Below are 13,300 nucleotides of genomic sequence, written 5' to 3' on the forward strand. Positions count from 1 at the left end.
CGCAAAACCGCTTCGCACTTTTGCTGGAAATGCTCTAGTGGATTGAATTTGATGTTTGAATCCCGACTGAATGGGATGCTGTTTCAAACGTCAAATTCGAAAAATCCGCTAGTCCTTACGGAATAGTATCCGTCCGAACCAGCCGGTGAACACGGCGAGAAAGACCGCGAAAAGGCCGTAGAGAAAACTGTTCTGGTGGGCGGCGTCATAGACGCTCTGTTCCAGACCGGCCTTGACGATTTCAAGGCCGGCATTGGCTTCCCGCAGGAAAACGCCGTTGCGGAACAGAAGCGCGCGGGCCCTGTGGCGGCCCACCGGCACATTGGCGGGCAGGCTCAGCGTGGCGCGAAACAGGGTGCGCGAGATGAATTCCACCCCGCCGATGCGCTGGCTATAGAGCCCCTGCCGGATTTTTATCTCGCGCAGTTCATTGCCGAATGTCGCAATATTGCCGGACAGGCTGCCGGGGTATTCGGGCGCGAGGTAGAAATTTCGCACGCCGACCGAAAGCTGGCGATAAATCTGCTCGTCGGCAATATCCTGAAGGTTGCGGGTGGATGCGAGCGAATAGGAGAGCGGAACGCCCATGAAGGTTTCCGAATCCGCATTGATCCAGACACCGAGATAGCGGTCCTTCTTGCGCACGACGAGATCGCGCGACGGCCCCTGCAGCACGACGATGATGTCGTAGCGTCCCTGCCGCTGGATCGCCGGGTCGGCATTGTCGAGCGCGCCGAATATGGTGAGGTCGGTGCCGCCGAAATTCGACGTGATCGCCACGGTTTCGGTCGAAAGTCCGATTTCGATGGTTTCGTCGGACGGATTTTGCAGTTGCGGAATGGTGTTGCCGTTGCTGTCGGTATCGACTTGCGCCAGCGCGCTTCCTGCCATGAGGCAGAGCAGAAATGCGGAGAAGAACATCAGGCCGCGCATGTCACATATCCGCAATCGAGATCGAAAACAGATTGTCGGGCCGCACAAACAGGCCGAAGGCGAGACGCAGGCCCACCGCAAGCACCATCAGCGCAAGCAGAAGGCGCAACTGTTCGCCGCGCAGCTTCTGCCCGGCCCGCGCGCCATATTGCGCGCCGATCACACCGCCGACCATCAGCAGGAAGGCAAGCACGATGTCGATGGACTGGTTGGTCGTCGCCTGCATGACGGTGGTGAAGGCGGTCACGAATGTGATCTGGAACAGCGATGTGCCCACGACGACATTCGTCGGCACATGCAGGAGATAGATGAGTGCAGGCACCATGATGAACCCGCCGCCGACACCCATGATCGACGACAGAAGGCCGATGAAGAAACCGATGCCCAGAACCGGAATGATGCTGACATAGATGGTGGAAGCGCGAAAGCGCATCTTGAAGGGCAGGCGGTGTATCCATGTATGCTGGCCCGATCGGCGTACGGCGCCGCCCTGTCCCTTCTTCGCGCGGCGTAGCGCGCGCAGGCTTTCCACCAGCATCAGCCCGCCGATGGTGCCGAGAAAGAAGACATAGAGGATCGAGACGATCAGATCGAGCTGGCCGAGGTCGCGCAGCCATGAGAAAACGAAAATACCGAGCAGCGACCCGACCAGGCCGCCAGCGACCAGAAAGAGGCCGAGCTTGATATCGAGCGTTCGCCGCTTGAAATGCGCAAGCGCACCCGAAACCGATGAAGCGATGACCTGATTTGCCCCGGTGGCCACGGCAATCGCAGGCGGGATGTTATAAAATATCAGGAGCGGTGTGATGAGAAATCCGCCGCCGACGCCGAACAGGCCCGACAGAAAGCCCACGGCGGCACCCATGCCGAGCAGAACCAGCATGTTGACCGATAATTCCGCAATGGGAAGGTAAATACCCAATTCCGAACCCGGCTTTCACGGACGCATGACACACAGCTACTTGCGGCCGCGTTTCTCCGCAAGTTGTTGCAACTTACTAAAGCATTTCCGACGAAAATATGAAACGGTCGGCGTTCGGAAATGCATGAAAACAAGCAGTTAGAGGCTATGTCACCAATTTTGCAGAAACCGGGCCGCCCACCTTTATGTCTTGCTCCGTCATGGAAGCGAAGTCAAACGCGGAATGGCGATAAACTTGACTTTGGGAACTATATTTGAGGAAAAAATCGAGGTGTTGTTTATGAACAACATCTGCGTGTCCGTCAGACGCTTCCGGGAGCAGATACCTGCACTATTCCGCCATATTCTGGCGATTGCTGATGACGATATTGACATCTTCTTTCGGCGTGATGACGGAATAGCCCGCGGAAGGATAGAACTGTGCGCGGATAGAAATATTGTCGGACATCTTATTGTCGGTCAACATGCCGTTCTTGATGACGTAAAGATAGGGATTGGTCAGGTTGACGCCGAAATTCCCGGAAAACCGGCTGCTGGATTTGAAGCCGAAGCAGTTCATGCTTTCGGTGTAATAGGTACCGTTCAGCACGTTCCATTCCTCGGTCGGCCCGGATCGTGTCAGACAGGTCTTCTTGCCGTCGGGCGTGGTGAAATTGGCGTTGAACGACACGGCCAGGAAGATGTTTTTCAGTTCGGCGCTGCCGGACAGTATCTTGAAGATGGATTTGTAGGGGTGAATATCTTCGGCAGGTATAAGCTGGTTATCGCCCGAAGAAATCTCGAAATCTATCGCATCCCCCTGAAAGCTTTTTACGTCTTTGTCGAGCGCGAGAGGGATCTTCGCGATTACGCCGTTTTCCATATCGTTGTTTACATGCAGGAGCATTGTATATTCCCTCGCTGTTGCAACTTAAATAATAAGGCTCAACGAGTCGTTTCAACCTGTTACTTGATTCAGGCCCCTGACCGGAAAAACAAAGGGGCGGCAATCGCCGCCCCCCGTGAAACATGATAATGCTCCAGCCGTCTATTTGTTCTTTTCCAGCAGAAGCTGGACCAGTTTCTGGTCTACGTCGCCGGTCGGCTGCTGGCCGTTGGCCTTCTGGAATGCGGCGATTGCAGTGCGTGTCTTGCCGCCCATAAGACCATCTGCGGAGCCGACATCGTAGCCGTTCTTCTGGAGAATGAGCTGGATATTGCGAACGGCCTTCTTCATGTCCACCGAGCCTGTCGGCATCGGCTTGTCTTCGGTCCACGCATCCGGCACGTCAATCGAGTTGACGGCCTGGTCGAGCGGTTTGGCCTTCCATAGGGTCACCATGTCCCTGGCCCGGGCAAGCTGTTCGGGTTTCAGTGCCTTGGCGATCTCGTCGCGTTTGTCGGCGGCATCCTTGTCGCCCGCATTGGCGGCGAGCGCGAACCATTTGTAGCTTTCCTCCAGATTGACCGGCATACCAAGGCCCTTGGCGGCGAGGATGCCCAGATTGAACTGGCTGTCCTTCACGCCGAGTTCGGCGGCATCGGTGAACCAGCGCACGGCCGAAGCATTGTCTGGCGCGCCATTGGCGCCCGTCGCGAAAAGAACGGCGAGATTGTGCATGGCGCTTGCATTGCCCTGCTGGGCGGAAAGCTGATACCAGGTCTTGGCCTTGTCGAGATCGCGGGCCATGCCGAGGCCCTTCTCGTTGAAATTGCCGAGACGATACTGCGCCGGTGCGAAGCCCTGATCGGCCGCGATCCGGTACCAGTCGGCAGCCTTGGCAAATTCGGCGGCGACGCCGCGGCCTTCCGTGTAACGGTTGCCGATTTCGAAAAGCGCACGGGCATCGCCCTTGGCGGCAGCTTCACGCAGCGCGGCAGGCCCGGCTTCTTCCGGTATGGTCGGAATGGCAGGCTGTGCGGCAGTTTCCGCGCCTGCATTCGTTTCAGGCGCAGGCTCCTGCGGTTCCGCCTTTGCCGGAATCCCGGCCGTCGTCAGCGGTTCTGCTTCCGGTTCCGCCGGAGAAGGGGCTGGGGTTGCGGGTTCCTGCGGAGCGGGCGTGGTGGTCGAGGCGATTTTGGCGGCGATATCGTCGATCGGTGCGGCAGGGGCTTCCACAACCGGCGTCTCGCTTTTCTCGGGAACGGCATCGATTACGCTCCCGGTCTGTTCGTCGCGGTCGAGAAATGCGGAACCGATCTGAAGGCCCGCCATGGCGATCATCACCGCGCCGATGGCCATGAGGATCGGCTTGCGCTGGCGCTTGATGATCGCGCTGAAAGAGGATTTCTTTCGATCGGTTTGAGCCGTCGCGCCTTTCTGGAGCTGTTCGGATTCGGTGGCTGCAAGCTGTGCCGCGCGACGCGCGGCGGTGATGAAATCCACCTTGCCTGCTGCCGCAAGGGCGGCTTCGGCGGTATTTTCGCGATGGCGGCGCTCTTCGCGCACGCGCTTCATGATGGAATTGAGGTCCGGCATGTCCTCGCCCTGCGGGCGAGGGACCGGATTCCTTTCCAGTTCCGGTTCCCTTCGGGTGATCGGTTCGATGGCGAGGTCGCCTTCGAGGGCCAGCGCGTCGGACGGCGCATCCGTGCCGTTGGCTGCAAGCCTTTGCCCGTTTTCGTCCTCCAGCTTGTCGGCACGGCGTCCACGGATTGTCTTGGCAAAGCTGCGGAATGGAGACGGCCTGCCTGTCTCGCCTGCCCCTGCATCGGCGCGGGCGGCTTCACTTTGAACTGTCGCGAAAGCCGCTTCGGCTGCGGCGGCTGCTGGTGAGCGCGGGGTCAGGGGCCGTGGCGAGACGGTATCGGGGTTGGCGAACGGTCGCGACTTGCCGGCGGCGTTCGGGGCGTCCATGGCGTCCGGGGCCTTCGGCCTGCCCGCTACGTCCTGTTCGATCCGCGCCAGACGGTCGACGATCTTCGTAAGTGTGTCGTGAACGGTCTCGAATGTCTTGCCATTGCGTTCCTCGGAACTGCGAGCCAGCGCTTCAAGCGATTTCATGTCTTCGGCAAGCTGGCGGGCGATCACGCTGTCGCCGTGCGAACCATGCTGGAGAACATGGGCGACGGCGCTTTCGGCGGCTTCACGTGCTGCGTCCAGCACCGTTTCCCGGTTGGAGGCGATGGAGCGCTCGATGGAATCGAGGCGTGGCTTCAGTTCGGCGAGTTCGGCGGCAGGCTGGGCCAGATGACGGGCGATATTGGCGATCTGGTCTTCGAGGCTGCGGATGGCCTTGCTGTCGATGCTCGGGCCGTCCTGTATAGGGGCCTGAAGAAAGCCCAGCGATATCTGCTGCGAAAGGTCGTCGAGACGACCTTCCAGCGAATGGATCGTGCCACTATCGACGTGACGGGCGGCATAATGCGCATCGAGGCGTTCGGCCAATTCGGCGAAGCGACGGTCGATCGTGTCGAGAACCAAGGGATGGGGTTCCTGTGTGCGGCGTTCGGCGGCTTCCAGCTTTTCGCCGATGGCTTCCAGCCGCTCTTCCATGGCGCGATAGTCGGACTGGCTCAGGTTTTCGAGCACCTTGCCGACCTGTCTTGCCAGCAGATTGACCTGCTGGGCGAGCTGGTCGACGACCCCGCTCGGCAGGGCGGAACCGCTTGCAAGTTCATCAATGCGCGAAGAAAGTTCGCCGAGCTTGCGATAGAGGGCATCGGAACTGCGCTGCATGACCGTGGTGGAGACCTGCTCTACCAGTTCCTCGATACGGCTTTCGAAGCCCTCGCCCTGGATGTGATGCTGGCGCGGCTGTTCCTGACTGTCGCGCATACGGCGCAGGTTCTCCGCGATTTCAGCCAGATTGGTGACCATCTCGTCGGATGGACGGGCGGATGCGCGAACGGGTTCCTGTTCGGGCCTCAGAATATCGCGCATATCCGGTGCATCGTCCTGTTCCAGATCCATCAGGCGCTTTTCGAGACTTGCCAACGTCCGGTTCAGTTCTTCCATGGCGGATGAGGGCGCGCGCCGCTCACGGCGGGCGTTCAATCCGTCGATGATGGACCGTGAACCTGAGGCCAGATCTGGATTTGCCATGAGAAATTCACTTTTTCCAATGATAGAGATCGCCGGGAGCAAATTTCGCCAGGGCAATAGGCAACAATTTGCTCTGCTTACATTTGTACGGACGTGGTAAACAAGTCGTTAATCTGCGCGTTGGGATTGTGTTATAGCGGATCGGGGAGGAGACCTGCGAAGGAGTGAAGACAGGGGCAGAAAGTGCATCTGTCGGATATGAAAGACGACAATCCATAACGATGGATGTCAATCGAGGCCGCACATTGACGGGGATATCGGTGCGAGCGGTCATCAATTGTGGTTCACCGCGCAAATTGCGCGATGAGCGGGCGTTTCCGGGGGCGGAAACTGGATAGAGCATGATTAAACAAAAAAACGTCCCAGCGGCTGCGATGGATATGGTCGTCGTGGATTTACTGGCAGGCAGGGGAAGCCACGGGGGAAGAAACAGGCAATCGGGACAATTATACAGGATTGGCGATCTGGCCGAGGAGTTCGACCTGACGTTGCGGACCCTGCGTTTTTATGAAGACAAGGGGCTGCTCAGTCCGCGCCGCGCGGGCGTGACCCGGCTTTATGATCAAAATGACCATGCGCGGCTGCGCCTGATCGTGTTCGGGCGGCGTATCGGCTTCACGCTCCGGGAAGTCGGGCAACTGATCGGCGTCTGGGAGGACGGCGCTGCCGATACCGCGCAGGCTGACGCCTTGCGCGATCGTTTCAGGGAAAAGCTGGTCGATCTCGAAAAGAAGAAGGACGCCATCGACCGGTCGGTGGAAGAGCTTCGGACCATTCTGGCGCGCATGGAAATGAAGCCCGTCTGATTTCAGGCTCATGATAAAAATCGGCCAGCGTCGCGGCTGCCGGCAACGAATCCGCAGGGGAGAATGTTTCAGCCTGTCGCATGAAGTGTGCTCCGTGGACGGAACCAGGCGGCATCGGAACGGTTAGTCCAGCCATTGCAACCGAACGCGTTGCCGGTCCCCGTTTTCGGGGCTGAACGCGAAAGCGAGGCTGGAAATGAAAAAAGCTCTTGTTCTGACCGCAGCGGTGTTCTTCGCCGGTTCCGGTATTGCCTTGGCGCAGGACCGGGCGATTATCGAAGTGCCTCAGGCGGCGCGCGACTATGTTATCGCTAACCCTTCCGATCCCGTGGTGATCGAAGGCGAAATCAGCGACGGTTATGTCATTCCCGATGTCGTTGCCATTCACCCGATCCCCGATAATCCGGATTTCGGCTATATCTACGTCGATGGCGAACCGGTGATCGTTTCGATGCGAAACCGTGAGGTCGTCTATTATGTCGACGAGCCCAATGCCGGCCCACCCGTGCCGGACGAAGTGGTGACCTATATCGAAGCGAACCCGGTCGATCCGGTCGTGATCGATGGCCCTCTCGCGGAAGGCATGGTGATTCCTGAAGACGTGCCGCTGGTCGTCGTTCCTGATCAGCCGACCTATTCCTATGTCTATGTGGAAGATCGTCCGGCGCTGATCGAGACCGGAACCCGCCGTGTGGTGTGGCTCAAATAGGCGAAACGAGGTGAATCGAAGAAAGGCGGCAGAAATGCCGCCTTTCCTTTGTCTCATCCTGTCGATATCGGACGATCATCGAGTGTAACCCATTGAATATGAGTCGTAAAAACGCGGGTCCGCCCGCGTTGTCGAGACATTTTTCCACCCCGCACGAACTTGTGTAATTTTTGACGTTTACGGAAACGTCAAATTGCGTTAGCTTCTGCTCGAAATCGGCTGGTCGGGCATGGAATCCGTGAAGCGACCGGTCGAAAAGCGGCAAAAAGGGCTGTTTTTCGCAGAAAAGCGTCCCCTTTTGTTGCAACATGCGCACTGTCACAAGATTTCGCTATAATGTGGCGTGCAGGCATGAAAACGCGGTCGGGAGCATGTTCCGCACATCGCGGAACGGCTCAGGTGGTGAATTGGAGGATTTCGATGCCGAGCTATCGCGCGCCAGTTGAAGATACGAATTTCGTTCTCAACGACGTTCTGAATTATCAGCGTTACAATAATCTGCCGGGCTTTGCCGATGCGTCGCCCGATGTCGTCGAGGCGATCCTGTCGGAAGGCGCGAAGCTCGCCGAAGGCACGCTGTTTCCGGTCAACCAGACGGCGGATCGCGAGGGCTGCAAGCGTGCGTCCGACGGCTCGGTGACAACGCCAAAGGGTTTCAGGCAAGCCTTTGATCTCTATCGCGAGGGCGGCTGGCTCGGTCTCGCCGTGCCGGAGCAATATGGCGGACAGGGGCTTCCCTATCTGCTCCATACCGCTGTCGGCGAATATATGTCTTCGGCCAATATGGCGCTCACCATGTATCCGGGCCTGACGCAGGGCGCGATTGCCGCAATCCTGACGCACGGCACAGACGAGCAGAAAGACACCTATCTGCCGAAGATGGTGGAAGGCACCTGGACAGGCACGATGAACCTGACCGAACCGCATTGCGGCACGGATCTGGGGCTTCTGCGGACCAGCGCGACGCCGCAGGCAGATGGTTCCTACAAGATTTCCGGCCAGAAGATTTTCATTTCCGCCGGTGAACATGACATGGCGGAAAACATCATTCATCTGGTGCTGGCCCGTATCGACGGCGCACCGGAAGGGGTGAAGGGCATTTCGCTGTTCATCGTGCCGAAATTCATTCTTGATGAAAGCGGCAATCCGGGTGAGCGCAATGGCGTCTCCTGCGGTTCCATCGAGGAAAAGATGGGCATCCACGGCAATGCCACCTGCGTCATGAATTATGACGATGCGACCGGCTATCTGATCGGCGAGGCGCATAAGGGCCTGCGCGCCATGTTCACCATGATGAACGAGGCGCGTCTCGGTGTGGCGCTTCAGGGCCTTTCCATCGCCGAGACCGCTTATCAGAACGCTGCGATCTATGCGCGCGAGCGCATTCAGGGCCGCGCGCTTACCGGTGCCAAGGAACCGGAAAAGAAGGCCGATCCGATCATTGTGCACCCGGATATCCGTCGTAATCTGATGAATATCCGCGCTTTCAACGAGGCGGGCCGTGCGCTCATCCTCTGGACGGCGCTCAACTCCGACATCGCGCATCGCTCCGATGATGAAGCAACACGTCAGGCCGCCGACGATCTGATCGGGCTTCTGACGCCGGTGCTGAAAGGCGTTTTGACCGACAAGGGCTTTGAGCACGCCGTCATGGCGCAGCAGGTCTTTGGCGGTCACGGTTATATCGAAGAACACGGCATGAGCCAGTATGTGCGCGATGCGCGCATCGCCATGATCTATGAGGGCGCGAACGGCATTCAGGCGCTCGATCTGGTCGGTCGCAAGCTGGCGCTGAACGGCGGGCGAGCGGTGACCGCCTTTTTCAAGGAAGTTGGCGAATTCTGCGAAGCCAATCGCGAGAACGAAAAGCTCTCCTTCTTCACCAAATATCTGAAGAAAGGCCTCAATGACCTTCAGGCCGCCACCATGTGGCTGATGCAGAACGCGATGGCCAAGCCCGATAATGCCGGTGCAGCCTCCAACGACTATATGCATCTTTTCGGTCTGGTGGCTTTGGGTTTCATGTGGGCGCGCATGGCCAAGGTCGCGGAAGAAAAGCTGACTGCTGGCGAGGGCAACAAGGAATTCCTCGAAGCAAAGCTCGTCACCGCGCGCTATTATTTCGAACGGATCATGCCGGAAAGCGCCGCGCATCTCGCCCGCATCCAGTCGGGCGCGGATTCGATGATGGCGCTTAACGCGGACGCGTTCTGATATTCGGTTTGATGGGAAGGATAAAAAATGGCTGAGGCTTATATTTACGATCACGTCCGTACGCCGCGCGGCCGTGGCAAGAAGGACGGTTCCTTGCACGAAGTGCCTGCCGTCCGTCTGGGCGCAAAGGTTCTGGAGGCGCTTCGCGACCGCAACGGCATCGATACCGGAAAGGTCGATGACATTATCTTCGGCTGCGTCGATCCGGTCGGCGAGGCAGGCGCGGTCATTCCGCGCTCGGCGGCTTTCGAAGCCGGTTACGACTTCAAGGCGCCCGGTATTCAGATTTCGCGCTTCTGCGCGTCTGCTCTCGATGCGGTCAATCTGGCAGCCGCCAAGGTTGCCTTCGGCGCCGACGACATGGTGATCGCAGGCGGCGTTGAAAGCATGTCGCGCGTTGGCATGGGCATGTCGGGCGGTGCGTGGTACATGGACCCGTCGGTCGGTTTTCCGGGCTGGTTCATGCCGCAGGGCGTTTCCGCCGATCTGATCGCCACGAAATACGGTTTCAGCCGCGACGACGTGGACGCCTATGCCGTCGAAAGCCAGAAGCGTGCTGCAAAGTCGTGGGAAAAGGGCTATTTCAAGAATTCGGTCATCCCGATCAAGGATCAGAATGGTCTCACCATCCTCAATCATGACGAGCATATGCGCCCATCGACCGACATGCAGGCGCTGGGCCAGCTCAATCCGTCTTTCGTGATGCCGGGCGAAATGGGCGGCTTCAATGCCGTCGGCATTCAGGCCCACCCGGAAATCGAGACCGTCAACCACGTCCACCATGCGGGTAATTCGTCGGGCATCGTCGATGGCGCGGCAGGCGTTCTGATCGGCTCGAAAAAGGCGGGCAAGGCGTTCGACATGAAGCCGCGCGCGCGCATCCGTGCCTTCGCCAATATCGGCTCGGAACCGGCGCTGATGCTGACCGGCCCGGTCGATGTGACGGAAAAGCTTTTGAAACAGGCCAAGATGAAGATTTCGGACATCGACCTGTTCGAGCTGAATGAAGCCTTTGCCGCCGTGGTTCTGCGCTACTGCCAGGCCTTCGACATCTCGCGAGACAGGATCAACGTCAATGGCGGGGCAATTGCCATGGGGCACCCGCTCGGCGCGACCGGCGCGATGATCCTCGGCACGGTGCTGGATGAACTGGAACGCCGCGATCTCAATGTCGCGCTGGTGACTTTGTGCATCGGCGCCGGCATGGGCACGGCAACCGTCATCGAGCGCGTTTAGAGCGTTTTGATCTGATAAATCAGATCACGCTCTAATTTTTTAGCTTAGCGCGCATCTTATCCGAAAACCGCTTTGCACTTTTCGGGATGCGCTTTGCGGAGGTTCAGACAATGGCTTATGTAAATTTCAAAGTTGAAACCGATACTGATGGCATCACTCTCGTAACCTGGGACATGCCGGAAAAGTCGATGAACGTCTTCACCGTCGAGGTGATGCAGGAACTGAACGCCATCATCGATGCGACGAGTGCCGACGACAAGGTCAAGGGTGTTGTTATAACATCCGGCAAGGATAGCTTCTCCGGCGGTGCCGACCTGACCATGCTGGAAGGCATGTTCAAGGCGTTCCAGAAACAAAAGGCAAAGGACAGCCAAGGCGCGGTCCAGACTCTGTTCGATAATGTCGGCAAGATGAGTGGCCTGTTCCGCAAGCTTGAAACATGCGGCAAGCCATGGGTTTCGGCCATCAATGGCACCTGCATGGGCGGCGCGTTCGAAATGTCGCTCGCCTGCCATGCGCGTGTGGTGTCGGACGCTTCGGGCGTGAAAATGGCGCTGCCGGAAGTAAAAGTCGGCCTGTTTCCCGGCGCTGGCGGCACGCAACGCGTTCCGCGCCTTGCCAACCAGCAGGACGCGCTCCAGATGATGACGACCGGCTCCAGCCTGACGGCACAGCGCGCCAAGGCAATGGGTCTTGTTACCGAAGTCGCTCCGGCCAAGAAACTCGTGGAAACGGCAAAGAAGCTCATCAAGGGCGGTCTGAAGCCAGTGCAGCCATGGGACGAAAAGGGCTTCAAACTGCCGGGTGGCGCGATTTATTCGGCTGCCGGCGCCAATCTCTGGCCCGCCGCGACCGCCATTCTGCGCCGCGAAACTTCCGGCAATTATCCCGCAGCACTCGCCATCCTGAAATCGGTCTATGAGGGCCTTCTGGTGCCGTTCGATACTGGCTTGAAGATCGAGCAGCGCTATTTCACCGAAATCCTCCAGACGACAGAGGCGGGCATGATGATCCGCTCGCTCTTCGTGTCCTTGCAGGAATTGAACAAGGGCGCGCGCCGCCCGGCGGACGAAAAGCCGACCAGGCTCAAGAAGATCGGTGTCATCGGCGCGGGCTTCATGGGCGCGGGCATCGCCTATGTGACGGCGAAGGCAGGCATTCCGGTCGTCCTGATCGACCGCGATCAAGAAGCCGCCGACAAGGGCAAGGCGCACACCGCCGATCTCGTCACCAGGGAAATCCAGAAGGGCCGCGCCACCGAGGCCGACAAGGAAAAGCTCCTGTCGCTCATCACCGCGACGCCGGATTATGCACAGCTTGAAGGTGCCGATCTGGTGATCGAAGCCGTGTTCGAGGACCGCGAAGTCAAGCGGGTTGCGACCGAGAAGGCCGAGGAAGTGCTGAAATCTTCCGCGATCTTCGCCTCCAATACCTCGACCCTGCCGATCACCGGCCTTGCCAAAGTGTCAAAGCGTCCGAAGAATTTCATCGGCATCCACTTCTTCTCGCCTGTCGACAAGATGATGCTGGTGGAAGTGATCCTCGGCAAGAAGACCTCGGACAAGGCGCTGGCCGTCGCGCTCGATTATGTTCGCGCGATCAAGAAGACGCCGATCGTCGTCAACGACACGCGCGGTTTCTACGTCAATCGCTGCGTGCTGCGCTATATGTCGGAAGCCTATAACATGCTCGTCGAGGGCGTTCCGGCTGCCATGATCGAAAATGCCGCCCGCATGGCCGGTATGCCGGTCGGTCCGCTCGCGCTCAACGACGAAACGGCCATCGACCTGTCGCAGAAGATCCTCAAGGCAATGCTTGCCGATCTTGGGCCGAAAGCCGTCGATCCGCGTCATGTGGAACTGGTGGACCGTCTGGTCAACGAGTTCGACCGCAAGGGCCGCAAGAATGGCAAGGGCTTCTACGATTATCCGGCAAAGCCTGCCAAGAAGCATCTGTGGCCGGGTCTGAAGGACCTCTATCCGCAGCAGGACCCGGACAAGGTCGATGTGGCGGAACTGAAGGAGCGCTTCCTCGTCACCATGGCTCTGGAAGCCGCCCGCGTGATGGAGGAAGGTATTGTCACCGATCCGCGTGAAGCCGATGTCGGCTCCATCCTCGCCTTCGGTTTTGCGCCTTATACGGGTGGCACGCTTTCCTATGTCGACGGCATGGGAGCGAAGAAATTCGTCAAGCTCGCCAAGGATTTGCAGAAGAAATACGGAAGCCAGTTCAAGGCGCCGAAACTTCTTCTCGATATGGCCGAAAATGGCGAAACCTTCTATCAGCGCTTCAACCCCTATAAGGCCGAAGCGAAGAAGGCAGCCTGATTTCAGCCTTCGATAATGGCGACGCGCGGCATTCCATGCCGCGCGTTTTGTTTCGGGATAAGAAAATTTTCCCTGTAATATGGCACATCTTGCGCAAAATGGGGTTTTCCGCTAGATTTGGCACCATAT

9 protein-coding genes are annotated in these 13,300 nt (G+C 58.4%); 5 read left to right on the top strand and 4 right to left on the bottom strand.

Annotation, left to right across the window (positions count from 1 at the left end; genetic code table 11):
• Positions 1-108: 108 nt before the first annotated feature.
• From FHS76_RS15560 to FHS76_RS15575, 4 genes are all read right to left on the bottom strand, one after another.
• Complete coding sequence (locus tag FHS76_RS15560; RefSeq protein WP_183654623.1) at positions 109-933, bottom strand: TIGR02186 family protein; 825 nt, start codon at positions 931-933, stop codon at positions 109-111.
• A gap of 1 nt (position 934) precedes the next feature.
• Positions 935-1,816, bottom strand: coding sequence for a sulfite exporter TauE/SafE family protein (locus FHS76_RS15565; protein ID WP_235992707.1), 882 nt, complete (start codon positions 1,814-1,816; stop codon positions 935-937).
• A 370-nt stretch (positions 1,817-2,186) separates the two neighbouring features.
• Positions 2,187-2,741 (bottom strand): hypothetical protein, encoded by a 555-nt coding sequence (locus FHS76_RS15570; RefSeq protein WP_183654629.1) that lies wholly within the window; start codon positions 2,739-2,741, stop codon positions 2,187-2,189.
• Positions 2,742-2,882: 141 nt separating this feature from the next.
• Positions 2,883-5,879, bottom strand: a complete 2,997-nt coding sequence (locus FHS76_RS15575) for a peptidoglycan-binding protein (RefSeq protein ID WP_374828602.1) — start codon at positions 5,877-5,879, stop codon at positions 2,883-2,885.
• 341 nt (positions 5,880-6,220) lie between these two features.
• Here FHS76_RS15575 and FHS76_RS15580 point away from each other — a divergent pair, with 341 nt between their 5' ends.
• The 5 genes from FHS76_RS15580 (at position 6,221) to FHS76_RS15600 (ending at position 13,171) form a co-directional block, all read left to right on the top strand.
• Positions 6,221-6,685: a MerR family transcriptional regulator gene (locus FHS76_RS15580; protein ID WP_183654632.1), complete on the top strand. Its 465-nt coding sequence runs from the start codon at positions 6,221-6,223 to the stop codon at positions 6,683-6,685.
• 196 nt (positions 6,686-6,881) lie between these two features.
• Complete coding sequence (locus FHS76_RS15585) at positions 6,882-7,394, top strand: DUF1236 domain-containing protein (RefSeq protein ID WP_183654635.1); 513 nt, start codon at positions 6,882-6,884, stop codon at positions 7,392-7,394.
• A gap of 420 nt (positions 7,395-7,814) precedes the next feature.
• On the top strand, positions 7,815-9,608 hold the full coding sequence (locus tag FHS76_RS15590) for an acyl-CoA dehydrogenase C-terminal domain-containing protein (protein ID WP_183654638.1): 1,794 nt from the start codon (positions 7,815-7,817) through the stop codon (positions 9,606-9,608).
• A 27-nt stretch (positions 9,609-9,635) separates the two neighbouring features.
• Positions 9,636-10,844, top strand: a complete 1,209-nt coding sequence (locus tag FHS76_RS15595) for an acetyl-CoA C-acetyltransferase (protein ID WP_183654641.1) — start codon at positions 9,636-9,638, stop codon at positions 10,842-10,844.
• A gap of 110 nt (positions 10,845-10,954) precedes the next feature.
• Complete coding sequence (locus FHS76_RS15600; protein WP_183654644.1) at positions 10,955-13,171, top strand: FAD-dependent oxidoreductase; 2,217 nt, start codon at positions 10,955-10,957, stop codon at positions 13,169-13,171.
• Positions 13,172-13,300: the final 129 nt, after the last annotated feature.

Source organism: Brucella daejeonensis (assembly GCF_014199265.1).
In the GTDB taxonomy this organism is placed as follows: domain Bacteria; phylum Pseudomonadota; class Alphaproteobacteria; order Rhizobiales; family Rhizobiaceae; genus Brucella; species Brucella daejeonensis.